This window comes from Chryseobacterium luteum, from assembly GCF_000737785.1.
Taxonomy (GTDB): domain Bacteria; phylum Bacteroidota; class Bacteroidia; order Flavobacteriales; family Weeksellaceae; genus Chryseobacterium; species Chryseobacterium luteum.
On sequence record NZ_JPRO01000002.1, the window covers coordinates 299,335 to 324,479 of the forward strand.

Sequence of the window (25,145 nt, forward strand, 5' to 3'; positions counted from 1 at the left end):
GGTGAATAAAAGCAATAAAAAAGATTTAGATATCAGACGTCAGACTATTGAGCTCTTTTTTTCAAATGTCAGTAAGGTTGTCAATTGTGAATTTTGCTTCGCAAGTGAGAGGTGAATGGTAAGGTTTAAATTCCAGACAAAAGATAAGGAGACGAGACACTTGGTAAATTTGATAAATGATGACAAAAACCTGCAACCAGTAACTAATCCTCACCCACAGATTCTCATACCCTCAAACTCGCTCATTCAATTAAAAACTCGCTTTTACCTGCATACTTCCGATATGAATGGTTCTTTCTCCGGAATTTCTTCCCTCGTAGTTTAAGTTGAGCTGGAGGAAAGAATTGATCGCCTGTTGAATGAAAACACTCCATACCTGGTTTTTCCCTGGCTTGAGCCCGTCCAGCATCTGGTTTCCTACAATGCTGAAATTGTTCCCCGTAAAATTGTTGTTAATGAAAGAGAAGTTCCCTCTGATCGAAGTTTTTCTGCGCTCCCACTGAATGGTCCCTGTGATATCAAAAGCTTTCAGCAATTCTTCGCCATCTATTCTTTTTTTCTGGCGGTAAGCAGAAGAAAGTTCAGCCTGAATGGCATCCGTAAATTTATAGGTTGCCTTCGGTTTTGTTTCAATATTATTCAAACGGTAATCCCTTGTGGCAAATAGCTGGGAGGAATTTCTAAGATCATGGACTGAATTCTCCCAATCGACCCTGAATTCCTTATTAAACCAGTACCCGATATTGATAAAATGGGAAGTCTGCTCCCTTTCCTCATTACTGAAATTGGCATTGATGAGGTTATCATTCGTAATGAACCTGTAATTTCCGTTCCAGCCGGATTTTTCAGTCGGATTAAACTGTACAGAAGCCAAAATATTCTGATTTTTCAAGATCTGGTCGCTGTTTTTTTCAAAAGGATTCAGTACCAGGACCTTGTCTTTTTTGTAGAAAGAGTTTTGAGAATTTAATGAAACATTAAAATTCCATCGTTTTAAAAATGCATTTTCCGAATTGAATACAATCGACGGATTAACAAATAATGCCAGCTGAATTTTATTTTTATTGGAAGGAATATACCGTACGGAATTAGTGTAAATCCTGATGTACTGTGCCAGGTCAGAATATTCTGCAATTTCGAATTCATCGAGCTGCTGGATACCGTCTCCATTATAATCCGTCCATTTATAAACCCCTTGTCCGTCTGTCACCTTAAGATATTGGAATTCCCTCTGTGCTTCCTGCCCGTTTCCGAGTTCATAAAATGCCTGCAGACGCATTCCGTTTCTGAATAGCTGCTGATTATACAGAATGTTTCCGACTACGAAATCGTTATTTCTGGTCATATCCGCCTCATCATTCTGGTAAAAGAATTTCCTATAATGCACTAAAGCATTTAAAGTGGTTCTTTCGGTTTTAATAAGCTGGCTTTCGGCCATGATTCCAAGGATATTATTCATGCTTTCCAGCCTGTTGTTCCTTACAGAATCATTATCTCTCATGTACACTTTCGCAAGAAGCTTTGTACGTGTACTGTCGCCTACCTTTTTCTGAACGAAAATCTCTTTCCAGCTGAAACTGGTGACATCCATGAGTTGGGTATCATTATACTTCTTCTCATTATGTTCCATGCTTCCCCCAAGAGCCCAGCTTCCTTTTTTACCTGTAAATTCCGTAGAAGCTCCACCGCGTATAAACTTGGTATCCTGGAGGGTCGCATTTGTATTAAGGTATGAAAAGTTTCCTTTTGTAAAGAACTTTCCTGTGATCCAGCTGAAATCAAGATCATTTTTCATCCCTTTGTAGCTGTCCTGCTCATCCAGATAATTGATGCGGTAATTCAGGGTAGATTTATTATTCCATTTATTTAAAAAGCTGAATATAAACCTGTTCTGAGTTCTCTGGCTGAATTCCTGTACCAGGTTAAAGTCTCTTGAGAACTCCACATCGTTGATACGGTCTAAAATATGGAACTGTTTGTCAATATATTGATATTCAAAGCTTGGCGTTCCTTTCCAGTTGCTTTTTGTAAAACTTTTATTTCCGAAAATACGCCATGCATATCCTATATTCTGAGCCGCATCTTTTGATGAAAATAAATTCAGGTCATAATTGCTCAGTGAGAAGTCGGCTCCAACTTTCCCTTCTTTTAAAAGATATTCGGAATTTACAGAATAAACCTGCGATTTCTGGGGGGAAGGAAGTTTTCTTACCGCTTTATAATCTCCCATATTATTCCCGACATACTCAAAAACACGCCCGTTATTGGTAGTCTGGGTAATTTTATAATCTCCCTGATTGATGCCGAAGTAAGTAAAAGAAACCTGATAAAGTTTTTCATTCTGGTCCGTGGAAAACTCATAGAAATTTCCGGCCGGATTCAGGCGGTAAAGGATTTTATTAACATCATAAGGAGTAACCACACCTGAGGGAGCATACATTAAGTTAGGATCATTCCCTGCATTGGCAAGGATCTGTTCATCTTCTTTAGAGAGATTTAAAGAAAGAGGAGCATTTTTGTTGTCATTTTCCATGAACCAGCTCAGCCCTGCTTTAAACTTTTCCCTTTGATGCTCTAATTTCCCGGTAAATAAATACCGGGAATAATTCCTGTTCGTATAGTTATAGGAAATCGTGATAAAGTTCTGCTGGAAAATCGGCCGGAAACTGGTAAAGGTTACCTCCCCGGTATTATAATTAATAACATAATCCTGGTTTTCGCCGCGCTTCATCAGGATACCGTCAATAAATACCTGCTCAGAGCCTGAAATAAGCGTTATGAACTGTTCACCGTTCTTCCCGGTTAAACGGTAAGGTCCCTGGTTACCTTCCACACCCTGAAAACGCACTCTGTGGAATTCACTTCGGGCAACACCCATGGAAATATCTACAAAAGTCTTGTTATCCTTTCCGAATTCAGTCTGAAACTCAAGTCCCATGCTTCGTCTCTGGAATTTTGCAAAATAATTTTTAGATTCTACAAGATCAAGATGTCCCGCTCTGAGGATTGATTTATCCTTAATATTAAGCTGCATATAGATCTTGTCAAACTCTTCCAGGGTTTGCGTATAACCGTCAGCCTGGATAGGAAGATTGTGATCTGAAATACTTGCCAGAATAGTCACATCCTTGGAAAGTCTCCCGGAAATCTGAAGATCCATAGAACTCTGTACAGATTGTCCCTGGTTGTTACCGAAAGTAATTCCACGGATGATGGAACCTTTAGAGTTCAGTTCTCCTAAAAATCTTTTCTTGTCATTTCTGGCCAGTACCGCTTCGTCTACAATTATTTTGTTGTTGGTTTTTACGAAATCCAGTGTGTCTTTTGCAAAAATATCCTGTTCAAACCGTGCAGCCAGGATACTGTCTTTTTTAATACTGTCTTCCGGAATGTTGGGATTTTTCCACGAAAATATCTGTGCATGAGCCGAAAATATGCCCATGAAAAACAAACCGATCAGAAGAAAAAAATTCCGCAAGTGTTTCAAAATAGTTCGTAAAAATAACTAAAAAATGTTAATGGAAATAGGTTAATCATTATTAACAAAAAATTAATGCTATTATTGTCCCAAATGAAAAAAATGATCTAATTTTGAACCGTAAATTATAATAATCAAACTTTTTAAATTATGAAAAAACTTTATTCATTTTTTGCTACAGTTATGGTAGCATCAGGTATTTTTGCACAAACAGTTTTTAATGCTACATTTAGTGATGTATCAGGAACTGGAGGAAATGATGGTGGCTGGAGTGGAGGTGTTGCGAATGGAACTTTTACTGATGGTTCTTCTTCCTATACTACTGGTGGGGCATGGACGCTTTTGAAAGTCTACAAAGGAGATGGATGTCTAAAGGTAGGAACTTCATCATTGAAAGGATCTGTCACTACACCTGCTATTACACTAACCGGAAATGCAACTTTAACTTTTAGAGCAGGTGCCTGGAATGGAGCAAATGAAACTACAACTTTAAATGTTTCTGCTACCGGAGCTACTTTAAGCCAGGCTAATGTAACTTTGGTAAAAGGTGCTTTTTCAACTTACACCGTGGATATTACAGGTGCTACAGGAAATGTAGTTCTTAAATTTGAAGCTGCTGCTGCTGGTAATAATAGATTCTTTATTGATGATATCAAAGTAACTACAGGGTCACTGGCAGTTTCTGATATCAAAAACGCAAAAGCAGGAAGCTTTGTAAAAAACACTTTCGTGAAAAGTGACGAAATTACTTTCGGAGCTGATGTGAAGGATGTAAAAGTTTACAATATGTTCGGACAGGTAGTTAAGTCTGCTTCTGTAAAAGAAAATGGTAGTGTAAGCGTTGCTGAACTGGCAAAAGGGAACTACATCGTTACCGGAACTGTAAATAATGAGCCGGTATCTCAGAAGATCCTAAAAGACTAATTTTAGTTTTATAACATACGCTCCGGCCATTTCGCAGAAATGGCCGGAGCTTTTTTGTATAATTACTTTCAATAATAGAGTTTTATTTAAAATATTTAATTAAAACATTGAATTGGGTGTATTTTTTTGAATGTTTTAATTTTTGTGGTATCGTATTTGATATATCAGATATAGCAAGATATCAATTAGTCCTTTGGATTATGAAATTCTTTTAAAAAGATATTAAAGTTAGTTTTCAATATAACATGTTAAAGAAGCAGCTGTTTTTTACAGTTGCTTTTTATTTTAATACCATCCTCTTCTGGCAGCATTGATAACTGCCCCAAGATTGAGTACCAGAGTATATCTTATACGTTTTGTATAATCCTTAAAAGAAGGCTCGAAGCCTAAGGACGACTGTATCGGGAAATAAATTTCAAGGAAATCAGGGATAAGCCTTACTTTAATACCGCTGTCCCAGATGAATTCCGCAGGACGGTTTTTATTCTTATAAATTCCTGCATCCGCATACACATGAAAGATCTTCCATACGCTTGAATCTACATTAAAAGAAGTGATCCACTGATTAACAGATCCCGGGATAAAAGATTTAAAACCTCCATCAGCTAAAATAAACTGTTGCGATAAAAAGCCGCTGTTGGCACTTTCACCCAACAGATTATAAGAGAAAGAATAGTTTGATACTCTTGAAATTCCGTAGTTGAACGTATTATTCCTGGTTTCATTTCTTATAAAATAACCGGCAAACAACCTGACGCTTAACTTTTGTTTCGGAGCAAATTCCCACCTGTAAAATCCTTCAGCAGTTATCTTGTTGAAGTCTTCCATTCCCTGAGTGCTTAGGCTCAGGCTTTTTTCGTGGATCATCTGACTGTCGCTGTATCCGTACCCTGCACTCCAGAGATTATACTTGTCATAATCTTTACTGGCAATCATCTGCGGGCTGAGGTCTCTCTCCAGATAATTGTAAGAAAATCCTAAACTTCTGCTTACCGTACTTCGGGGATTTTTCCTGAAATTGAAATTGGAAAATAGGGAACCTTTTCTGTAAGCCAGCCCGTAATCATAATGGAAATAAGAACCCGATACTCCCAAAGTAATGCTTCTGAAAATACTTTCGGCGGGAAGAAAAGAGTAGGAGATAGCCCCTGATCCAGTCAGTTTTCCGGTTCCGGTACTATAGGTGGGAGTAAATGAGTACAGGAATTTCTGGTCGAAGAAAGACTGGTTTTTTAAATTCACTCCCAGAAGGAATTTATCATAAGTATTATTAAAACGTACCCTTGGGCTGACGTATATTTCGTTGTATTCAGGATTGGGTATATCCTTAAGAAGTTTGAATTTTATCTTTTTTGCATTCGAAAACAGGCCTTTAGCATATAAAAAATTGTCCCGGTATTTAGATTCAGGGAAAATATAATCTGAGTTAAGAGTGACTTTGTGGATGTCTTCTGAAGCGGGAAGAGCGAAATTGGTTATCCTTTCGTTTTCTTCTGTTTCCACCCAATAAGATTTTGCTGTACCTTCGCTTGTCTGTGTTTCGAGTCGTACGGGAATGGGAGAATCTGTATTTTTGGCGATTCTGATATTCAGGGAATCATCCTGCTTCTTAATATTTTTCAGTCTGAAGTTAACCCTGTTTTTTTGCTTTAAAAAGTCAGGCAGATACCCTGAAGTTCTGTCTTTTTCTGCAAGTTCTTTCAGAAATTCTTCCGGATCGATCTTCTTGTCTGTATTTTTGGAAATATAATCTTTCACTGTATCGTTGAAACGATCATAGCCCATTTTTTCTGCGGTATAATTAAACAGGCTTCCCGTTTCAAAACTGCTGATAGCCATGTCATTAAAGTTGCTCAGAACAGTGAAGTTTTCGCTGATCTTCTGGTCCAGGTTCTGGGACATGATGTACTGGTAAGCCAGCCCGTAGCGGTCAATCAATTTTACCTGGGATGCGTGGAACAGCTTTAATGGCTTTACCCCGAAAATACGGGTTTCCGGCAGGGTACCCAATAGCTTGGTGTCTTTGTAGAACTTTTGAAGATACTGGATTTCCAGATAAGATTTTAAACCGTTCTTAAACCAGTGATTTTTCTGTTTATCCGCAATGATGCTTTCTTCAAGTATTTTTTTTGCAATGATTCCGAAATAATCAAGATCTGTTTTTTCAGAAGCGGTGAACAGCTGGAATTTAAATTTCCAGAAAGTGATATCATTATTCCCGAAAAAGTCCTCCGAGGCTCTGAATTTATCCGAAATAAAAAGGTTTTTCGGAAGAAATCCAATTTTTTCTTTAATGAATTTCAAATGAAGAGGCAGGTAAAATTCAAGATTCTGCTTTTCTTCCGGTTTCAGATTATACCCGAATTTAATTTCAGTATCTGTTCCGTCCACATTCACTTTTATAGAAGGAAGACCGTTCTGTGAGATCAGAAATTCAGGATCGGAATCAAGATAGCCTTTAAAGGCATTCATCTGAACCTGCGGGAGATTACTTTCGATAAAACTGTTCGGAGGAAGATCAAAATTAACGGTCCAGAAAGTATTAAAGCTTACCGATTCCTCGATGTCGTGATAGTTTCTTTTTGAAATATTGTCCGGATCAAAATGATCCGGAACAATAAAGAAATATTTTAATGCAGTTATAGATTCAGACGTACCGTAACCCGTAAATTTCTTGTCGGGAAGCAGCATTCTGTACTGAAGCTGTAATTTAATGCTTTCACCGGGTTTCAAAGCCTCTGTCAAAGGAAGAAAAAGATTCTCATCTGCAGTGGAATTCACGGCAACAGCCTGCTGTGCTGAATTTTTGATTTGCAGATCCGTAAGCTTGCCCAGCTGATCGGTTTTCGCAAAATGCAGGTCACTGTTCCTGTCTTCCAGTTTTCTGTAGACCAGTGATGTTCCCTTTTTATTATATGCGGAAACCCAATTGAGAAGCTTTACCGACTGCAGGTCTTTGTCGGAATGATTGTAATACACAATTTCCTGATTCACCTCCAGCGTTTTTCTGTCGGCAGATAGTTTTGCTTCAATATATATACTGTCTTTTTGCCCGGAAACCTGTACAATTCCCCAAAACAAAACAAGGCAAGTGGTGATCTTTTTCAATATCCTGTGATAAAGCCCAAATATAAACTTATTTTGAAAATATTCAACAGCGTTTTAGCCCTGGGTGGTATTTTTTTGCAAAGAATTAACATATGCATTCCAGCCTTCATTTTTATAAGTAACGGCAGCCTTTTCAGGGTCGTCGGATTTATAAATTCCCCTTCCTACAATAATGAAATCTGAATGAAGCATTTTGAAAACATGCTCAGGTGTATTGTACTGCTGTCCTTTTCCGTCTCCTGAATCTGCAAGATTAACGCCCGGAGTGAAAAGCAGCAGCTCTTCAGGAATCGGGTTCTGTGATACCCCTCCGATCACGTTTGGATGTGATAATGCTACTTTCAGAGCCTCTTCGCGGTAGCTGGCCGTAGTAAGAGCGCCTTTGGAGGACATTCCTACAATAGCGACAACACCTACATTTTTGAAGCAGTCTAAAGATTCAAAACCTCCGATTACCTGTGACGTTACAAAATCTGCCCAGTCTGTAATTTTAAATACACCGCTGGTAAACTGCAGTTCCTGTGTATTACCGATATCTGCAAATTTTCGGTCCTCCATTAGTAAAAACCGGTGTTTTTCAGCCAAAGCCTTTAAAGGGACGATTGTTTTTTCGTATTCAAAATCCGAAATAATATCAATGTGAGTTTTTAATGCAATAATGTGAGGGCCTACTTTTTCAGCAAGGGAAAGCAGTTCCTGAGTCGTAGTAACGTCTGCAGATGCAATCAGGTTTGATTTTTTCGACAAAGCTGTTTCCAGTAATTTTTTGGAAACCGAATGTTGTGCATGCTCTAATTTCTGTTCGTAAGAACTTCTCGTCTTTTCTTCAAACTGAATATGGTTTCCGTGAAGGAAATCCTGGATTCTTTTTACTTCTTCATCAGACAGTTCTCCGTTTTCCTGGAGAATAGTGCAAACCTCTGAAATATTGAAAAGGGTATGAACTCTGTAGCCTTTGCTTTCCAGCAGCTGTTTTCCGCCCTGCTCTCTGTCAAGAACCACAACGATGTCCGCTACTTTAAGGTCTTCCTGCTCTACCTCGGCAATAGTTTCGATAAGAGATTTTCCCGAAGTGATGACATCTTCTACCAAAAGACAGTTCTGCCCTTTCTGGTAAATTCCTTCAATCAGCTTTTTCGTTCCGTAGTTTTTAGCCTCTTTTCTTTTAATAATTAATGGAATATAGCTTTCCAGAGACATGGCAGTGGCCATCGGAAGGGCTGCATAAGGTACTCCGCAGATTAAATCAAAATTATCCAGTGGAAGCATTTCCAATAAATAATTAGCCAGATTCTTTAAGATTTTAGGGTCTGAAGCCAAAGGTCTCAGGTCTACATAGAACGGACTTTCGATACCGCTTTTTAAGGTAAACCTTCCGAATTTGATGATGCCCAGCTTATAGCACTCTAAGAAAAATTCTTTTTTACTTTCCATTCTTTTTTATTAGATGCTGCAAATTTAATGATTTGAAACAAGGCTTAAAAATTTATCAGTCAATTGTCAATAAAAAACCATCCTGAACATTTCAGGATGGCTTAAATATATTTCTGTAATTATTTTATTTTACAATTTCTGCATCGATCACTTTAGTGCCTTTCAGCCTTTGTTCAGCTTCCCACATTAAGAATTTATCCACTTCTTTGATAAGCTTTGGAATCGTTAGCGATAATACTGCAAGGTCATCCATGACGCCCAATACAGGCACTGCAAATTCCGGAAGTAAGTCAATAGGGGAGATAACATATAAAATTCCCAGAAGCGGAAGAATAATATCGATGGATCTTATCGGATATTCTCCTTTTCTCCATAATTTAACCATTCTGAAGATATCGGGGATTTTTTTTACAAAGCCTTTGTGGGCGATGGCTTCTTTGGCAAGATTTAATTTTGAATATTTCATTCTGTGTTTAGTTTTAATAAATTTTTCAACGTAATAGATTTCACAAATTCTATACCAATAAATTATAAAATTTAGTTAAAAAAATTACTTGATGATATTGTCAATGAACTGATGTACAGTTTCTGTGTTCCAATCCCTATAGGCATCCTCTTTTATGATGATTCTTCCGTGCTGATCAATAAGAAAAGTGGTAGGGAATACTTTGGGAAGAATTTTTTCAGAAATAGGACTTTGTGCAATATATACGGGAACGGTGTAATTATTTTCCTTTAAAAACTTTTTTACATCATCTTCCTTATCATTCATGGCAATAAGTATAAAATCTACATTTCCTTTTCTGGAATCATATAACTTCTGGATGGTTGGCCATTCTTTTCTGCATGGCGGGCACCATGTTCCCCAGAAATTAAGAAAAACAGGCTTGTTCCTGAAAGCTTTCAGATTGGTGCTTGGTACATTGATTCCTTTAAGCTCAATATCATAATCTTCTTCGTTTACATGTACGGCATTTTCAATCGTAGCAATGGGGAAGAACTGGTCTCTGAGGTATTCTTTTATTCCGGGAACAAAAGCTACAACACCGATAATGATGATGAGGACGAGATAAATGATATTCTTTTTCATGCGTTGATTTTACTGTTATTTTTTTGCCGTATGGAATTCAATGTCTGATTATAATAGTTCCAGAATCTCCTGAACTGCATCTTTGCCTCTGTTTTTTGCATAATACAGCTGAAGGTCATTATAGAAATTATCTTTTGGATAGGCCTCGGGATCTGCTTTGTGCTTCATTAACAGCTCGTGTCCGTATTTCGGGCGGGGTCCCCATGAGTTCTTAACGTTGAAATCCTTATCAAGAATAATTACTTTAGGGATAGATTCCGTACCGTTGGTCAGGTATTGGTTAATCAGGCTTTTATCACTGTCCCTGAGAAAAAGCCTCACATCGTTGTGGCCTTTGAAAAAGGTAATAAGTGCCGGAACCGTTGCACTGGCATCGCCGCACCAGGCTTCCGAAATGATCAGTATCTTTCCGTCAAAATTCTTAGCGGCTAATTCTTTTAACTGTTCTTCATCCGGAACATACTTTTTCAGTGTTCTGTCCATTCTCTGAAGCCCAAGTTCGTAATATTGTTTATAGTCGGTTTCCTGTTGGTTGGAAGGATTTTCTAATCTTTCTTTTCCGATGCGGATGTATTCTTCAAAAGAAATTCCCTGATCCCAGTAATTTTTCATTACTAAAAATATTTATGTTAAAAATTGTTGATGTTTCTTGTTTTATTGATCAAAAAGAGGTCAGCCAGCACAAATGCAGCCAGGCTTTCCACAACAGGAACAGCTCTGGGTACTACACATGGATCATGGCGTCCCTTTCCTTCTACAATAACAGGATTTCCATATCTGTCTACACTGTCCTGTGGTCTCAAGATAGTGGCTACAGGCTTGAAGGCTGCACGGAAATAAATATCCATTCCGTTGGAAATTCCTCCCTGGATCCCTCCTGAAAGATTAGATTTTGTAGTGAAATCTGGATTGAACGCATCATTATGCTCTTTTCCTGTCATTTTGGCACCACAGAAACCGCTTCCGTATTCAAATCCCTTGCAGGCGTTAATATTCAGCATTGCTTTACCCAGCTCAGCCTGAAGCTTGGAAAATACAGGTTCTCCGATTCCTACGGGAACGTTTTTGATCACGCAGGTAACGGTTCCGCCGATGGTATTGCCTTCCTTTTTGATCTCTTTGATTCTTTCAATCATTTTTTCGGCAGTTTCGGCATCCGGACATCGTACATCATTGCTTTCCGTCTTGGAAAAGTCTAAGTCCTGATATGGTTTTTCACAGAAAATATCGCCTACGGAAGAAACATAAGCATTAATTTCGATGCCTGATAAAAGCTGTTTGGCCAATGCTCCTGCAACAACCCAGTTAATGGTTTCTCTTGCTGAAGATTTTCCGCCTCCGCGGTAGTCTCTTATTCCGAATTTCTGGTCGTAAGTGAAATCTGCATGACTCGGGCGGTACGAATCTGCAATATGGTCGTAGTCTTTAGACTTCTGATTTTCATTTTCTATGATAAAGCCAATCGGGGTACCTGTTGTTTTTCCTTCAAAAATCCCTGAAAGGAACTTTACCGTGTCACTTTCTTTTCTCTGGGTGACAATAGCGGACTGGCCGGGTTTCCTGCGATCCAATTCATATTGAATTTTATCGAAATCTACTGTTAAACCTGCCGGGAAATTATTGATGATTCCGCCGTAAGCCACACCGTGACTTTCTCCAAATGTTGTAAGACTAAGAAGATTACCTAATATATTGAACATGATACAAAATTACCTATTTTTCTTCAGATAATAAAGTTTCTGGATTGGTTCTATTGATCAGTGTTTTTGATGGTATTGATAATGTCCTGTGCTTGCTTTTTTTCTTGAGGTGTGAGTTTTTTCCAGATGAAGCCTTTTCTGATATTTTTTTCATCAGTGTATTGAGGGAAAATTCCTGCTTTCACATCATCAGAAATATAGCCGGCTGAAATTGCCGGAATAGGATTGTCGAAATTAAAAGGATAATTTTTAGACACATTGAACTGTAAGTTTCCTGTCCGGAAAGTTTCAAATCTTTTATAATGATAGGTTGAAGGCCTGTATAGCTGTTCTTTTTTAAACCCCACCATGAAATTGCCCGGTCTGAAACTCGGAACGTACTGACGGATGAAATTGGGAAAGCTTAAAATGCCTATTACCAATACGCTTGATACGGAGAAAAAAATAATTGAGTTTCTTTTATTACAGTGAGCAAAGAGGACGAAAAATATCACAAAAAACACATCAATAAAAAAGCGGTACTGTGCCGAAAAAGCCAATACCAGCATACTTTTTATTAATATGGAGATACAGATCAGTGTGATCATCTTTTTCTTTTTAATGAAAGCAAAAACAGAGAACACAGCCAGGCTTATAATGAAAATAATATTGATCTTCGATTTAATTCCGTCCAGTATAAACCAGTTCCTGATACTGTCATAAAAGGAGAATTTCTGAATTTCCTCATGCGTATACTGCATATCATATGTTTTCTGAATAGCATATTGTGACGAAATTTTCAATATTTCCGGGTTGGGTTTCCAGCTGAATCCCAGGTCAGCTGCTGCAACAGGGAACAGCGGATATCCGAAGGTGTATATATTTTTAATAAAGAATAAAATAAGAATTCCGGTTCCTAAAATCCAGTTTTTATAATTGGGCTTAAAAATAAATACGGAACAGAGAAATACCAGTAACGGAAGCCATATCATTGTAGGTTTTATGGAAAAAACAAAAACGGAGTAAGCGAAGAGAAGGCCAATGTTTTTATTTCCTTTAATGATCTCATTTAAAATAATGAGCGATAACGTGATAACTGGAAGATCGGGACTTGGAGACTGGGAAAAAAGCAGCAACACGGGAATAAAACATAGCTGGATCCAGCTTTTCTTTTCAAAAATATAAACTGTATATAGAACCAGCAGGACAGCATTAATTCTTAGGAAGGGATCAGAAAAACCTGAAAAGCCTGCCTGGAAAATATGCCATACGGACATCTGCCCCAGCGTAAGATCCAGATTGGCAATGCCTTTCACCATACCATATTCTGTGAGCCATTTGATCGTAGGAACATAATATCCGAAATGATCCAGTATATAGGGATGAAAGGAACTGGCGTAGAAAATAACCATTGAGATACTGCCAATTAAAACCGCATCTTTCTTTGAAAACTGGTTGATTTTCCGGTATGATCTCTTTTTAAAGAAGAAAAAAACTCCGGCCATTATAAACGGAATTTCCACATATATATTAATAGGAATGAAAAAAGCCAGAACAGTCCATAAAAGGCTGATTCCTAATATTCCGGTTAAAATACTTCCTGAAATTCCATCAAACAGGGAGCCGCAAAATCTTTCCATGATTTGCCCCCAGCCTGCGAGCACTGAGAGAATAAGAACTGAAGAAAGTAAAAGTAAAATCATAAAAAAAGATTGCTTAAAAATAAGCAATCTTTAAATGTTATCGTGAAAATATTAATTACGTGGCTGAACTCTTCCGTCTTTTCTATCCCCGGCCCTACCGATTGTATAACCGGTTGCACCCCCTACAACACCTCCGATCACTGCTCCGAGACCTCTGTTTTTCTTAGCAACAATGGCTCCTAATGCAGCACCACCTACGGCACCGATAGCGGTTCCTTTGGCAGCTTTACTCCATCCTTTCTTTTGAGCGGTTGTTCCCTGAGAAGAGCTGTTTCCGTTGTTGTTTGCATACGTTCCGCCTCCTGAGTTAGAGTTTGAGCCTCTGTCTCTATATACTGTTCTTGTTTCTCTTATGATCTGAGGCTTTGAATTACTGGCTGCAGCTGCCTGAGATTTTTTACTTTCAGAGATGCTGTCTGCCTTTTTCTGTGCTTCATACACTAGTTTTTCTTTCTCGATGGCCAGCTTTTGCTTTTCTATATCAAGCTGTCTTGCCTGAAATTCAAGTTTCTGCTCTTCAAGAGATTTTTCGGCTGTCCTTTCGTCTTTTTTACAGGCTGTCAGTAAAAACACTGATAAAAAACCTGCCAGTACTATCTTTCTCATAATTCAAATTTTAATAGTAGTCTTAGCCAAAAGGCTGCAACTGTCTATGTATTTTCAATTATGAAGCCAAATTTTAGTTAAGAAGTGTTAAAGTGATAAATTTTATAATAAAACTGAAATACCGGTGAGCTATTTCTGCCTGTAAAAGTTCCGGAAGTCATTTTTAATTGAATAAAAATTTTTATTCAGTTCATATAGAATTGGTTATTTTTGGAATACCAAATTAATTTAATATGAAAATATCAATTTTTAAAACGATGGCTTTTGTAGCCTTATCCGTTGCGGCTGTTTCGTGCTCTTCAAATGATGATATTACGACAGATGTTCAGCCTCAGGCTTCTACTACAGCTTCTAAAGAGGTTTCAAAAACGAAAACCTATAAGGTAAGGTACGGCCTTATATCTTTGGAAGGGACCAAAACACTTTCAGGAAATTATGACGTAGGAAGCTTTGTGGCTGAGAATACAGTTACCGGTGAGGTTTATGACACCTATTACGGTGGCGGCTTCCAGGCTCTTCCGGGTTATTATGAAGGAATTCCGGCAGGAACCTATACATTCTCTGCCATGCAGGGACAGGGAGGCTGGACGGGTTACGGGTCGGTAACAGGAACTGTATCTGATGCCCAGGTAGATGCTGACGGATATATTACGGTGTATATTCCTGTAACCTGGACAGAATAATTTATTGTTAAATAATAACCAGTTTATAAATCCTCAGATGAGGATTTTTTTATTTTGACTTGATTAAAAGCTTCCATTTTTGAGAAATTCCTGGTCATAATAGAATAAAGTATATTAAAACCGAATTTATGATTGAGCTCATAAAAATGGAAACTTTAAACATGTTATCTTTGAAATGTAGAATTAAATAATAGTTTTATTTAAAATTATAATAAATTTTTTTCATCATTTGTGTTTTTTGAGCCTCCATCATGGGGGCTTTTTTTATTTTCTAAACTGATGAGGTTTTATGATAAGCTATTCTTCATTCCTATAATATAAGCTTGATATGTCTTAACGACAGACGGTGATAAATGGAAAAATATGATATTAGTCATGAAAAATAAATTGAAAATACATCAAATGAAATCCTCTTATTTTACGGTCATGCTTTAAACACCCTATCAGCAGGCAATTTGAGGATTTATTCAAATTGGAATTATCTAAATATGGTGATAAATGCGTTAAAAAAGTATTTAAAAAGTATTTTAAATGATGAAAAGTTTGGCACGATTTTTCAATACATGAAGCAACTCATGTTTAATTTGAGTTTTCATGGTTATTAGTTTTTATCCCCGAAGCAATTCGGGGATTTTTTTTGCATCATTTTAGATTATCGCAAGGGGATTTAATAGATTTAGTTTTCAGCTGTTTTATATATAAAATTAAACCATGAAAATCTCTCTTCTCATTGTATCATTAATCATTTCATTACTATCTTTTACCCAAAACGTGAATTCTAATGTAGATGAAATTGATAGAGATATCCTGAATTATTTCAAGGCGCGAAGTGCAAATGCTTCGGCTGAATCTTTCAATGCTAAAATCAAAACTTCAGATTATAAAGTAGAGGGGTAAGAGATAAAGCCTTTGTGCTATTCAGATTAGCTAATCTTTTTGCATAGTCCCCCAAGTTTTGAGCCTGATCTTTATTCGCAGGATGTTTTTTTGAAAAAAGTAATGACAAAATATTAAAAATAAAAAAACCTCTAAAGATAATTAGAGGTTTTTAAGAGGTACCTAGCGGATTCGAACCGCTGTAGATGGTGTTGCAGACCACTGCCTAGCCACTCGGCCAAAGTACCATTTTTACCATTTTTGAGGTGTGCAAATATAGCAAAAAATTTTAACGAACAAAAATTTTTAAATCATTTCTTTCGCTCCAATGCTGTTGATATCGCTTTTCAACTGTCTTTCAGCGTCATAATTTTTGATGTTCACAACGCGTGTGCTGCTCCAGTTATCATGAAGGCCGTTTTCACCCAAAAATGACAGTTGGTCAACAAGTATAATTCCTCTTATCATGTTTCTTAAAAAATAATTTCCGACAGAAGGTTTTTGCCCGTCAATCATGATAACTCTGGTTCCTGTAATCAGTTTTCCAAGGCTTCTTCCGCCGGTTACAGCTTCAATGAAGAAAGAAAATAAGATGTAGGAAATAATCCCAAACAATCTTTGTGCAATATCACTGGAATTGGCAAGCCATACTCTAAAAGCCGGACTGATAGCCATCAATATCATAAGAACGACAAAAAATAGGATATAAAAAGCAACAAGGTCAATTAAATAATTAGCAAACCTCGTTCCTTTGGAAGCCCGGTGTCTGTCTACGATCTGTAAATATTTTCTCATGGTTAATTTTAGTTCTTTATTAATTTAAATTCCGTTTAGCATTAGTTTTAAAGTAGCTTTCGTTTCAATAACGGCTGTGATGCCGGATGGGTTTAGAAGGACACTTCCCGGTTTCAGATTGAAAACCCTTCCGTTCATTTTTAAACCTTTATAATATTCCTTATTAAAAGCCTCTTCTATACTCTTCTTTGAGGCCAGCTCCAGTTCCTGTGTCGGAATTCCGTATTCCTCTTCAATCATTTTCACGATTTTTCCTTTAAAAAGTAAGGTAGCGGTTTTTTGCAGAATATTGGCCGTTCTCAGGTTGAATTTTGTATTAGACAGGACAATTTTCTTTTTCGTTTCGTCGTATACAGGAATCCCGGAAATAAGGGCTTTGCCATTCACATAACCTTCTGTTTCAGCTTCAATGATCACCCTTCCTTCGGCACCGTAAACCCGGATGTCTTTGATCTTTACTTTAGAGCCTCTGACATCGTATTCTTTATTCATGAACATATTTCTCGCAATATTGGTCGCTTCGGAAAAAGGAACATTGGCGGTGGTCTGCAGAAGAAACTGATCTGCCAAAGCCGGAACGGTATTGAAATTTCCGGCGGATTTTATTGTCTGCGAGGCTGCAGGTCTGCTTCCTGTAAACGTTTCCGAATAAATATCCATCCCGATATTCGTAGTGATTTCATTTCCATAGAATTTCAATGGTGTGATATTTACGCCGATCGGGCTTATTTTCAGCCATGTATTATATTCCTCCGAGATATTAAACGGTTGAGAGAAAACATTCCATGCCATTACTGCATACTGCTGGAAGTTCAGCTGGGCAGCCATCTGCTGATCAATGGTTTTGGCAAATTTTCCCTGCTGTTCTTTCAGGCTTTTTTCTACGAGCGAGGTGATAGGGATCTGTATTTTGCCATAATCCAGAACAGGTTTCGTTACCCATCTGAAACCGTTGGGCTGAGTATTGGTAGAGATCGTCCAGTTATTCTTAAAGCTGATTGTCGTATTGAAAGACATAACCGTTTCAAAAGTCGTGTTCTGGTACGAATATACTCCCAGTGTACCAATTCCTTTCTCTGCCCATATTTTTAAAGGAACCTCGATCAGTAGATTTTGGCTTGTTCCTCCTACGAGACGGATAGGACGGGTTTTCCATACCTTTACCTTGAACTGGTCATTGTTGTTATCCGTATAAGAATCATCCTGAAATACAAGCTCTTTTACCGAAGCATTGATCATATTGCTGATCTCGGAAAGCGGAATTGTTACAGGCATTGTAATGCTGGACCTTATTTTTGGGAAATTGTAAACAGGGGATTGATTATCAATGGAAGTCTGGCCAAAAACCAGGGCAAAACTTAATAAAAAGAATAATTTGATGGATTTCAATTCTGTATGTTTTTTTAGGTGTAATTAGAAAATTTTAAAAATCGCCGGGTTTGAAACTTCTTTCAAGCTCAATGCTTGCTCCTCTCATTTCGCCCTGCATCGGTGGGGAAGTTTTTGTAATCCTTAGCTTGATGTAGGAGATCTGTGGGAAGCTTTCGTGGATCTTCATGATCATTCTTCCTGCCACATGTTCCAGTAATTTGGATTTAATGGCCATTTCCCGGTGAATAATCCCGTTGATGTCAGCGTAGCTTATGGTGTCATTAAGATCATCTGTTTCCGCCGCTTTCCAAAGATCTGTGTGCAGTTCTGCATTTAATATATAATAGGTCCCGATGATATTTTCTTCCGGAAGTACACCGTGATACGCATATATTTTTACATCTTCAAGAAAGATCTTGCTCATTGCTTCTCATTTTTTATTCCGCAAAAATCGTTTTAATTCTTCAAAATCTGTATTTATTTTATTGTTTTTTTTCCTTTTCATTAAGTTTTTTTCACTTGAGATCTTTAACTGTGACAGGTGTACCTGTTCTTTTAGTATTTGATTTATAATTAAGAGATATGACTTTCTCGTTTGAAATAACTTTTCGTACGGTTATCATCCAAAATAGATCACTTGCTTACTAATCAGCTACACCTGCTAGTTCCGGTTTTGTTTTAAAATTAATACAGTTCATATTTGTTTACCATATCAACAAGGCGTGAAAAATTTAGTTGAAACTGTAATTTAAACTCAGAATATCATGAAAAAAATTAAAAAACTTACAAGAGAAGAACTGAAAAATGTAAAAGGAGCAGCCGGAATTGACGGGCCTGTTTATATCTACTGCGGAAAAAACCGTAAATGGTGTGAAAAAGGAAAAACATGTATCTCTTCTGCCGCGAACTGCGATGATTTTGTAATTCCCGGAGAAGGCGGTGGATGGTAATCTAAGAAAACACATTTACATCAATAGGTATTAACAATAAACAAAGTATTATGAGAAAATTATCAAAACAACAGCTGAAAAACATCAACGGTGCAGCATGTCCCGGCGGATGTCCTTATCCTACAGGAACTACTTTCGGTCCTCCGGGATCCGGAGCAACACGTAACTGTCAGCAGTATGCCGCTTTGTCGGACTGCTGTAAAGGCCAGTATCTTGTGATGGTGAGCTGTGTAGGTCCTGGGGTAAATTAAACCTTTAAACATCACATATGATATTTTTTCACATGTGGTGTTTAAGTATTATATTTATTCAACAAAATAAAATTAATATGAAAAATTTAAAAAAACTTTCAAGAGAAGAAAAAAGTAAGATCAGCGGTGGATTCACCGATTTTCAGATCGAAACCTGCGGCGGTGCTGCTTATGTGTGTTTCCGTGGCGGTGGTGCCTGGGGCTGCTGGAGAAAACCTGGTGGAACCTGCTATGCACCAATGCTGTAATTTTTTATAAATGAGGCTGGATCATGTGAAGATTTTAATGCTTTGCCTGAATGCTACAAATTAAGGGTAAAAAGTAGATTATTTCTACTTCGGACCCATTTAAAAAGTAAAGCACTGTTATAAACAGTGCTTTTTTAATTTACTAAAGTTGATTAATTAATCAACTTTTAAGAAGTAGCTAAACATTTTGGAGGGCTACCACATACTCCGGGAATGCATACCTCATCGGGTTTACAATAAGTGTCACATTCCCTTGATGTTCCGCCATTGATACTTTTTAGACATTCTTTGTCTAATTTTTTTAAATTTTTCATATGTAAAAATTTTGGTTTGAACCTTAAAAATATAAAAACTAATTAATTGGAGTAGTTTTCTTATTTGGAATATAAAGTTTAGAACTTAAGTTTGGAAAGTATTTTCTTACTGATTCAATACTTTTTCCTGAAGTGTCTATAAACTTCCAAAGTTTTCCATTATCATTTGAAACGGCTATTATATAATAATCACCCAAAACATTACTGTATGCGTTATAATTTTTTTCCATGTCTGATGAATATTTCTTTATGATTCTGAGAAAAGTACAAACTGTTGGCAAATAGGAACGATAGTAAAATGTTTTTTTCATTATTTGATTGACTTCGATAGATCCAGCATTGCCTCGATCGGTTTCAAAGCTCTTAAACGAAGTTCTTCGTCGATAAGGATTTCCGGAAGTTCATATTTCATACACAGGTATAATTTTTCCATGGTATTGCGTTTCATATAGAAACATTCTGAACAGTTACAGCTTTCGTCAAAAACCAGAGCCGGGATCAGTTGTTTGTGTGGTGCACGTTTTTTCATTTCGTGAAGAATTCCTTCCTCGGTGGCGATAATGAATTTCTGACAGTCATCTTTCTCCACAAAATTCAGCAGGGCAGAAGTAGAGCCGATGAAGTGGGCCAGTTTTAAAACGGATTCCTCACTTTCCGGATGTGCAATTAATTTCGCATCAGGATTATCTGCAAGCTGCCGGGCAATTCTCTCCATAGAAAACGCTTCATGTACTATACAGCTTCCGTCCCAGAGAATCATATCACGACCTGTTTTTTTAGATAAATATCTTCCTAAATTTTTATCCGGTGCAAAGATGATAGGTCTGTCCTTCGGCAGGGCTTCAATCACGGTTTCAGCATTTGAGCTGGTTACGATGATATCACTTTCTGCTTTTGTTTCAGCGTTACAGTTAATGTATGTGGCGATCAGGGCATTCGGGTGCTGCTCACGCATTTTTCTCAGGCCTTCACCTGAACATCCGTCTGCCAGAGAGCATCCTGCCATGGTATCCGGAAGAACTACTTTTTTAGTCGGGTTCAGAATTTTCGCCGCTTCTGCCATGAAATGGACTCCGCAGAATACAATCATGTCAGCATTGGTATCTTTTGCCTGCCTTGCCAGCTGAAGGGAATCTCCCAGAAAATCAGCAATATCCTGAATGTCTCCGGGCTGGTAATAATGCGCCAAAATCACCGCATTTTTTTCCTCTTTCAATTGAAGAATCGCTTTAACCAGTTCTTCTCCCTGAGGAATGGCTATATCTTTTATATCCAAAAATCCTCTTACAGGAATCGCAGATTTGGCTTTTTCTAATGTTTCGGTACTCATATCAACCTCAATTTTTTGATTATAGAAGTTAGAGATTAGAAATTAGAGGTTAGAGTTTTGGTGTGACTTAAATAGGTATATTAGCACAACTAACTTGTAATTTCTAGCATCTAGTTTCTTTCTATAAAATTTTTTATTAAACTTTCTATTTCTTCTTTTGCAGTATCTAAATCGGAATTAATGACGGTTTTATCAAATTCTTTCGCGTAAGACATTTCTTCTTCTGCCTTTTCTACGCGTGTTTTGATGGTTTCTGCATCATCCGTGTTTCTTGAAATCAATCTTCGTTCCAATTCTTCAATGGAAGGGGGTTCGATGAAAATTGACAAAGCTTTTTCTCCAAAATATTTTTTTAAAGAAACTCCTCCTTTTACATCCACATCAAAAATCACCACTTTTCCGTTGTTCCAGATCTTTTCCACTTCAGATTTTAAAGTACCGTAATATTTGTCAGTATACACTTCTTCATATTCTACAAAAGCGTCTTCCGCTATTTTCTGTCTGAATTCATCAGGACTCAAAAAATGATAATCCACAGCATGGGTTTCACTTCCTCTCGGCTGTCTTGTGGTACATGAGATAGAAAATGCCAGTTCAGGAAATATTTCCAGAGAATGCTTTACTAATGTAGTTTTTCCGCTCCCTGACGGTGCTGAAAATATGATAACTTTATTCATTAAGATTAGAGATTTTTAGATTAGAGATAAGAAATTAAATTCTCTGATTTCTTTTCTATAGGTCTATGGTCTATAATACGTTTAACGTCTGTTCTTTTATTTTTTCCAGATCATCTTTCATCATGACTACCAGCTTCTGGATCTCTGCATGATTGGCTTTTGAACCTAAAGTATTGATCTCTCTTCCGATCTCCTGGGAAATAAAACCAAGTTTCTTCCCGTTGAAATCTTCATTATCCATTACTTCTTTGTAGTATTTCAAATGCTGGGCAAGTCTTACTTTTTCTTCTGCAATATCAAGTTTTTCCGTAAAATAAGCCATTTCCTGGTAGAAACGTGTTTCGTCTACATTCTCGAATTCTTTTAGAGATTTTTGATAACGTTCTTTTACAGCAATGATTCTTTCTTCCTCGAAAGGAATTACTGCGGAAAGATATTTATCAATATTCTGGATATTTCTTTCCAGTTCTTCATGTAAAATACCTCCTTCCGTTTTTCTGAATTCCATAAAACGGTCCACGGATGCATGAACAATCTTTGCCAAAGCCTCCCATTCACCCTCCGTAAGTTCGTCAGGTCTTGACGTAATAGCATCCGGAAGTCTTACCGCCATTTTCAGGTATTCAAAATCAGGACCGTCAGAAGCGATATTGCGGAGTTCATTCATATAAGAATCAATCAGACTCCTGTTAATTTTCACGTCATTAGACTCTTCAAGGTTTTCCAGATTGATGTAGCAGTCCACCTTTCCGCGGATAATTCTGTCGTTAAGGATTTTTCTGATCTCGAACTCCTTTTCTTTATAACGTAAAGGAACTTTGATATTTAAATCAAAGCTTTTGCTGTTCAGTGACTTAATATCTATCGAAATCTTTTTGCCTTCAAAAACACCTTCGGCTCTGCCGAATCCCGTCATGGATAAAATCATAGTTTTTTATTGTTGTACAAAGATAAACATTTAAATTAGCACTGTGAAATCGCAGTGATTGGGAAACCACAATTAATGATGAAGATCTAAGATTCCATATGACCTTAAAAAAACAAATAGATAAACTACATATGAAAAAATTGATTTCTGTTGTAGGACCCACCGGAATTGGAAAAACGAGACTGGCCATTGATTTGGCTAAACATTTCAGTACAGAAATTGTTTCCTGTGATTCGCGCCAGTTTTTTAAGGAAATGAGGATCGGAACTGCTTCGCCCTCACAAGAAGAATTGGCGGAAGCACCTCATCATTTTATAGGAAATCTTTCGGTTCAGGAATATTATTCTATCGGACAGTATGAGGAAGATGCTTTAAAAAAACTCAATGAACTTTTTGAAAATCATGACACCGTTATTTTAGTGGGTGGAAGTATGATGTATGAAAAAACAGTTATTGAAGGTCTGAATGATCTGCCTGAAGCTGATGAAAACAATCAGAAAAAATTACAGGAAATCCTTGATACGGAAGGACTCGAAAAGCTTCAGCAAATCCTTAAAGAACTTGATCCCGAGTATTTTGGAGTCGTGGATTTTCACAATCACAGAAGACTTTTACGGGCTATTGATGTGATATGGCAGACCAACAGAAAATATTCTGAATTGATTGCTGTTTCACAGGATTCCAGGGATTTCAATGTGATCCGGATAGGAATTGAAGCGCCCAGAGAAAATCTGTATGACAGAATCAACAGAAGGGTAGATATCATGATGGAAAAGGGACTGTTGGAAGAAGCAAAAAGTTTAGAAAAATTCAAACATTTGACGGCTCTGAATACAGTTGGATATTCCGAACTGTTCAAGTATTTCGATGGAGAATGGGACCTGGATTTTGCTGTTTCTGAAATTAAGAAAAACAGCCGGAGATATGCAAAACGCCAACTGACATGGTACAGGAAAGCGGATGATATTCATTATCTACAACTAGGATATTCTCAGGAAGATTTTGATGGTTTGATTGAGTATATCAACAAAGAGACTTTGAAATAAATTTAATAATTGGTTGTCGCAAAGACACAATTTTTTAAAATTAAATATTAATTAAGGCGCAAGTATTTTATCTTCGATAAAATTGTGTAGCGTTAAACTTTGCTGAAAATCTTTGATTTTCTTCCGCCTTAAAGAAGTCTGCTATTATAAATCTTTGCGCCTTTGCGTTTCCCAACAAGATAAAACAAAAAAATGCGATCCCTAGAGACCGCACTAAAAACAATATAATTAAATTTACTACTTCCAACCGCCTCCTAAAGCCCGGTACAAATCTACTATACTGCTTAGTCTCTGTCTTTTTACGGACGCAAGATTCAGTTCAGCCTGTAAAGAATTTCCCTGAGCTGTAATTACTTCTAAGTAATTGGCCATACCACCTTTGTAAAGCATTTCGGCACTTTTTATTCCGTTTTTCAACGTTGATACCTGTTCTGTTGCTTTCTGTTCCTGAACTTTTAAACTTTCGTTAGATACCAAAGCATCGGAAACTTCACCCACCGCATTTAAAACAGACTGACGGAAAGCTAAAACGTTTTTCTCTCTTTGAATTTTAGCCACATTCAGGTCCGTTTTCAATTGTCTTTTCTGGAAGATAGGTTGGGTAATTCCTCCCAATACAGATCCAAAAAGAGATGCCGGAATCTGGAACCAGTTATCAATTTTAAATGAATTGACACCTCCGCTCGCCGTAATTTTCAAGGCAGGATACATATTAGCCTGAGCAATTCCCACCATTGAATTGGATTCCAATAAAACCAGTTCCTGCTGACGGACATCCGGACGGCGGCTTACCATAGCTGCCGGAAGCCCCGCTGAAATATCCTGCGGAAGAGAAGTGTCCGACATTTCAATCGTTCTGCTGATTTTAGTTGGATTTTCGCCTACAAGAATGCTCAAAGCATTTTCCTGGATGGCAATATTCTGCTCCAGCTGAGTGATCAGAAGCTCTGTTGACTGTTTCTGAGCAGTTGCCTGCTGAACTCCCAAAGAAGTTGTATCACCGCTTTGCCACATCTTTTCAGTAATTGACAAAGTATTACTGCTTAATTCTAAATTTGATTTTGCAATATTTAATTGCTTGTCAAGCATCAGTAAATTATAATATCCCTGGGCAATCGCTGCCACAACCTGTGTCTGAATTGCCTTTGTAGCTTCATAAGTCTGAAGATACTGCATTCTTGAAACTTCCTGCTGGTTTTTGATCTTCCCCCAGATATCAGCTTCCCATGAAAGGTTGAATGCCGCATTATAATCTTCAACATGGCTCTGGCCTAAAAATGAATTTAAGCTTTTCCCGTTCATACTGTTTTCTGAAGGTTTTGAAATTTGAGCCGAAACCGCAAAACCTACATCAGGATACTGAAGATATTTTGCCTGTTTCAGTTTTTCCTGTGAAGAGGCTACCTGCTTCAAAGCAATCTGGAGATCATAGTTATTTTTTATTCCTTTTTCAATCAATTCCTGTAAAATGGGATCGCTGAAAAACTGTTTCCATTCCAAGTTGGCGATGCTTGCTGTATCAGCAGTAGCCGTGTACTGGAATTTCTCCGGAAGCTGAAGGTCAGGTTCTGTGTATGCCAGTTTGGACACACACGAAACCGCGCCTAAAGCCAGTATAAGTGTTAGAATAAAATTCTTAATTCTTTTCATAGTT

25 protein-coding genes and 1 tRNA gene are annotated in these 25,145 nt (G+C 37.5%); 7 read left to right on the plus strand and 19 right to left on the minus strand.

The genetic code is table 11. The annotated features are described in order from the left end of the window. Positions 1 to 250: 250 nt before the first annotated feature. Positions 251 to 3,442 (minus strand): hypothetical protein, encoded by a 3,192-nt coding sequence (locus IX38_RS04885; protein ID WP_034702550.1) that lies wholly within the window; start codon positions 3,440 to 3,442, stop codon positions 251 to 253. A 186-nt stretch (positions 3,443 to 3,628) separates the two neighbouring features. Here IX38_RS04885 and IX38_RS04890 point away from each other — a divergent pair, with 186 nt between their 5' ends. Further along, complete coding sequence (locus IX38_RS04890; protein WP_034702327.1) at positions 3,629 to 4,402, plus strand: T9SS type A sorting domain-containing protein; 774 nt, start codon at positions 3,629 to 3,631, stop codon at positions 4,400 to 4,402. A gap of 285 nt (positions 4,403 to 4,687) precedes the next feature. On the opposite strand, the gene IX38_RS04895 is transcribed toward IX38_RS04890, so the two are convergent. The 8 genes from IX38_RS04895 to IX38_RS04930 all read right to left on the minus strand — a co-directional run bounded on the left by IX38_RS04895 (position 4,688) and on the right by IX38_RS04930 (position 14,022). Then, positions 4,688 to 7,510, minus strand: coding sequence for an aminopeptidase (locus IX38_RS04895; RefSeq protein ID WP_228377911.1), 2,823 nt, complete (start codon positions 7,508 to 7,510; stop codon positions 4,688 to 4,690). Positions 7,511 to 7,564: 54 nt separating this feature from the next. Beyond that, entirely contained in the window at positions 7,565 to 8,944 is a 1,380-nt protein-coding gene (gene pyrF, locus IX38_RS04900; RefSeq protein WP_034702329.1) for an orotidine-5'-phosphate decarboxylase, read from the minus strand. Positions 8,945 to 9,068: 124 nt separating this feature from the next. Continuing rightward, positions 9,069 to 9,410 carry a YkvA family protein gene (locus tag IX38_RS04905; RefSeq protein ID WP_034702330.1) on the minus strand — a complete coding sequence of 114 codons (342 nt, stop codon included), beginning with the start codon at positions 9,408 to 9,410 and terminating at the stop codon, positions 9,069 to 9,071. Between the two features lie 84 nt (positions 9,411 to 9,494). Further along, a complete protein-coding gene (locus IX38_RS04910; protein WP_034702331.1) occupies positions 9,495 to 10,034 on the minus strand; it encodes a TlpA family protein disulfide reductase in 540 nt (179 codons plus the stop codon). 48 nt (positions 10,035 to 10,082) lie between these two features. Then, positions 10,083 to 10,646, minus strand: coding sequence for a thioredoxin family protein (locus tag IX38_RS04915; RefSeq protein ID WP_034702333.1), 564 nt, complete (start codon positions 10,644 to 10,646; stop codon positions 10,083 to 10,085). 17 nt (positions 10,647 to 10,663) lie between these two features. Then, positions 10,664 to 11,734, minus strand: coding sequence for a chorismate synthase (aroC, locus tag IX38_RS04920; RefSeq protein WP_034702335.1), 1,071 nt, complete (start codon positions 11,732 to 11,734; stop codon positions 10,664 to 10,666). A 50-nt stretch (positions 11,735 to 11,784) separates the two neighbouring features. Next, positions 11,785 to 13,416 carry an LIC_10190 family membrane protein gene (locus IX38_RS04925; protein ID WP_034702337.1) on the minus strand — a complete coding sequence of 544 codons (1,632 nt, stop codon included), beginning with the start codon at positions 13,414 to 13,416 and terminating at the stop codon, positions 11,785 to 11,787. 51 nt (positions 13,417 to 13,467) lie between these two features. Next, positions 13,468 to 14,022 carry a glycine zipper domain-containing protein gene (locus tag IX38_RS04930; protein WP_034702339.1) on the minus strand — a complete coding sequence of 185 codons (555 nt, stop codon included), beginning with the start codon at positions 14,020 to 14,022 and terminating at the stop codon, positions 13,468 to 13,470. Between the two features lie 233 nt (positions 14,023 to 14,255). Between IX38_RS04930 and IX38_RS04935 the strand changes: the two genes are divergently transcribed. Together IX38_RS04935 and IX38_RS04940 are read left to right on the plus strand one after the other, a co-directional pair. Continuing rightward, positions 14,256 to 14,705: a hypothetical protein gene (locus tag IX38_RS04935; protein WP_034702342.1), complete on the plus strand. Its 450-nt coding sequence runs from the start codon at positions 14,256 to 14,258 to the stop codon at positions 14,703 to 14,705. Positions 14,706 to 15,416: 711 nt separating this feature from the next. Then, on the plus strand, positions 15,417 to 15,602 hold the full coding sequence (locus IX38_RS04940) for a transposase (RefSeq protein WP_034702343.1): 186 nt from the start codon (positions 15,417 to 15,419) through the stop codon (positions 15,600 to 15,602). 156 nt (positions 15,603 to 15,758) lie between these two features. Here the strand turns inward: IX38_RS04940 and IX38_RS04945 are convergent. The 4 genes from IX38_RS04945 to folB form a co-directional block, all read right to left on the minus strand. Continuing rightward, positions 15,759 to 15,829: transfer RNA gene (locus IX38_RS04945), tRNA-Cys, on the minus strand. Between the two features lie 58 nt (positions 15,830 to 15,887). Then, entirely contained in the window at positions 15,888 to 16,376 is a 489-nt protein-coding gene (locus IX38_RS04950) for an RDD family protein (RefSeq protein ID WP_034702345.1), read from the minus strand. 24 nt (positions 16,377 to 16,400) lie between these two features. Further along, entirely contained in the window at positions 16,401 to 17,765 is a 1,365-nt protein-coding gene (locus tag IX38_RS04955) for a DUF4403 family protein (RefSeq protein WP_034702347.1), read from the minus strand. Between the two features lie 34 nt (positions 17,766 to 17,799). Continuing rightward, positions 17,800 to 18,171, minus strand: coding sequence for a dihydroneopterin aldolase (gene folB, locus IX38_RS04960; RefSeq protein WP_034702348.1), 372 nt, complete (start codon positions 18,169 to 18,171; stop codon positions 17,800 to 17,802). A gap of 340 nt (positions 18,172 to 18,511) precedes the next feature. On the opposite strand from folB, the gene IX38_RS04965 reads away from it, so the two are divergent. The 3 genes from IX38_RS04965 (at position 18,512) to IX38_RS22870 (ending at position 19,196) form a co-directional block, all read left to right on the plus strand. After that, complete coding sequence (locus IX38_RS04965; RefSeq protein WP_034702351.1) at positions 18,512 to 18,697, plus strand: bacteriocin-like protein; 186 nt, start codon at positions 18,512 to 18,514, stop codon at positions 18,695 to 18,697. A 50-nt stretch (positions 18,698 to 18,747) separates the two neighbouring features. Further along, complete coding sequence (locus IX38_RS04970) at positions 18,748 to 18,948, plus strand: hypothetical protein (protein WP_034702353.1); 201 nt, start codon at positions 18,748 to 18,750, stop codon at positions 18,946 to 18,948. A gap of 77 nt (positions 18,949 to 19,025) precedes the next feature. Next, the gene (locus IX38_RS22870) at positions 19,026 to 19,196 is read left to right on the plus strand and encodes a bacteriocin-like protein (RefSeq protein ID WP_165570702.1); all 171 of its coding nucleotides are present in this window, start codon (positions 19,026 to 19,028) and stop codon (positions 19,194 to 19,196) included. 167 nt (positions 19,197 to 19,363) lie between these two features. Here IX38_RS22870 and IX38_RS22875 read toward each other — a convergent pair whose 3' ends face one another. From IX38_RS22875 to IX38_RS04990, 5 genes are all read right to left on the minus strand, one after another. Further along, on the minus strand, positions 19,364 to 19,510 hold the full coding sequence (locus tag IX38_RS22875) for a bacteriocin-like protein (RefSeq protein WP_165570703.1): 147 nt from the start codon (positions 19,508 to 19,510) through the stop codon (positions 19,364 to 19,366). A 38-nt stretch (positions 19,511 to 19,548) separates the two neighbouring features. Beyond that, complete coding sequence (locus IX38_RS04975) at positions 19,549 to 19,821, minus strand: hypothetical protein (protein WP_131368642.1); 273 nt, start codon at positions 19,819 to 19,821, stop codon at positions 19,549 to 19,551. Further along, positions 19,821 to 20,840: a quinolinate synthase NadA gene (gene nadA, locus IX38_RS04980; protein ID WP_034702358.1), complete on the minus strand. Its 1,020-nt coding sequence runs from the start codon at positions 20,838 to 20,840 to the stop codon at positions 19,821 to 19,823. The genes IX38_RS04975 and nadA overlap by 1 nt, the downstream gene beginning before the upstream one ends. 110 nt (positions 20,841 to 20,950) lie before the next feature. After that, positions 20,951 to 21,517 (minus strand): guanylate kinase, encoded by a 567-nt coding sequence (gmk, locus tag IX38_RS04985; RefSeq protein ID WP_034702360.1) that lies wholly within the window; start codon positions 21,515 to 21,517, stop codon positions 20,951 to 20,953. A 70-nt stretch (positions 21,518 to 21,587) separates the two neighbouring features. After that, positions 21,588 to 22,445 (minus strand): YicC family protein, encoded by an 858-nt coding sequence (locus IX38_RS04990; RefSeq protein ID WP_034702363.1) that lies wholly within the window; start codon positions 22,443 to 22,445, stop codon positions 21,588 to 21,590. Positions 22,446 to 22,576: 131 nt separating this feature from the next. Here IX38_RS04990 and miaA point away from each other — a divergent pair, with 131 nt between their 5' ends. Continuing rightward, the gene (gene miaA, locus IX38_RS04995) at positions 22,577 to 23,491 is read left to right on the plus strand and encodes a tRNA (adenosine(37)-N6)-dimethylallyltransferase MiaA (protein WP_034702365.1); all 915 of its coding nucleotides are present in this window, start codon (positions 22,577 to 22,579) and stop codon (positions 23,489 to 23,491) included. Between the two features lie 237 nt (positions 23,492 to 23,728). On the opposite strand, the gene IX38_RS05000 is transcribed toward miaA, so the two are convergent. Next, positions 23,729 to 25,141: an efflux transporter outer membrane subunit gene (locus tag IX38_RS05000; RefSeq protein ID WP_034702379.1), complete on the minus strand. Its 1,413-nt coding sequence runs from the start codon at positions 25,139 to 25,141 to the stop codon at positions 23,729 to 23,731. Positions 25,142 to 25,145: the final 4 nt, after the last annotated feature.

Coding starts and splice junctions, on each gene's coding strand:
- IX38_RS04885 (WP_034702550.1), bottom strand. CDS start 3,442: ATGGGCATATTTTCGGCTCATGCACAGATATTTTCGTGGAAAAATCCC.
- IX38_RS04915 (WP_034702333.1), bottom strand. CDS start 10,646: ATGAAAAATTACTGGGATCAGGGAATTTCTTTTGAAGAATACATCCGC.
- aroC (WP_034702335.1), bottom strand. CDS start 11,734: ATGTTCAATATATTAGGTAATCTTCTTAGTCTTACAACATTTGGAGAA.
- IX38_RS04950 (WP_034702345.1), bottom strand. CDS start 16,376: ATGAGAAAATATTTACAGATCGTAGACAGACACCGGGCTTCCAAAGGA.
- IX38_RS04925 (WP_034702337.1), bottom strand. CDS start 13,416: ATGATTTTACTTTTACTTTCTTCAGTTCTTATTCTCTCAGTGCTCGCA.
- folB (WP_034702348.1), bottom strand. CDS start 18,171: ATGAGCAAGATCTTTCTTGAAGATGTAAAAATATATGCGTATCACGGT.
- IX38_RS22875 (WP_165570703.1), bottom strand. CDS start 19,510: ATGAAAAATTTAAAAAAATTAGACAAAGAATGTCTAAAAAGTATCAAT.
- IX38_RS22870 (WP_165570702.1), top strand. CDS start 19,026: ATGAAAAATTTAAAAAAACTTTCAAGAGAAGAAAAAAGTAAGATCAGC.
- pyrF (WP_034702329.1), bottom strand. CDS start 8,944: ATGGAAAGTAAAAAAGAATTTTTCTTAGAGTGCTATAAGCTGGGCATC.
- IX38_RS04970 (WP_034702353.1), top strand. CDS start 18,748: ATGAGAAAATTATCAAAACAACAGCTGAAAAACATCAACGGTGCAGCA.
- gmk (WP_034702360.1), bottom strand. CDS start 21,517: ATGAATAAAGTTATCATATTTTCAGCACCGTCAGGGAGCGGAAAAACT.
- IX38_RS04910 (WP_034702331.1), bottom strand. CDS start 10,034: ATGAAAAAGAATATCATTTATCTCGTCCTCATCATCATTATCGGTGTT.
- IX38_RS04940 (WP_034702343.1), top strand. CDS start 15,417: ATGAAAATCTCTCTTCTCATTGTATCATTAATCATTTCATTACTATCT.
- IX38_RS04935 (WP_034702342.1), top strand. CDS start 14,256: ATGAAAATATCAATTTTTAAAACGATGGCTTTTGTAGCCTTATCCGTT.
- IX38_RS04905 (WP_034702330.1), bottom strand. CDS start 9,410: ATGAAATATTCAAAATTAAATCTTGCCAAAGAAGCCATCGCCCACAAA.
- IX38_RS04965 (WP_034702351.1), top strand. CDS start 18,512: ATGAAAAAAATTAAAAAACTTACAAGAGAAGAACTGAAAAATGTAAAA.
- IX38_RS04890 (WP_034702327.1), top strand. CDS start 3,629: ATGAAAAAACTTTATTCATTTTTTGCTACAGTTATGGTAGCATCAGGT.
- IX38_RS04930 (WP_034702339.1), bottom strand. CDS start 14,022: ATGAGAAAGATAGTACTGGCAGGTTTTTTATCAGTGTTTTTACTGACA.
- IX38_RS04975 (WP_131368642.1), bottom strand. CDS start 19,821: ATGAAAAAAACATTTTACTATCGTTCCTATTTGCCAACAGTTTGTACT.
- IX38_RS05000 (WP_034702379.1), bottom strand. CDS start 25,141: ATGAAAAGAATTAAGAATTTTATTCTAACACTTATACTGGCTTTAGGC.
- nadA (WP_034702358.1), bottom strand. CDS start 20,840: ATGAGTACCGAAACATTAGAAAAAGCCAAATCTGCGATTCCTGTAAGA.
- IX38_RS04990 (WP_034702363.1), bottom strand. CDS start 22,445: ATGATTTTATCCATGACGGGATTCGGCAGAGCCGAAGGTGTTTTTGAA.
- miaA (WP_034702365.1), top strand. CDS start 22,577: ATGAAAAAATTGATTTCTGTTGTAGGACCCACCGGAATTGGAAAAACG.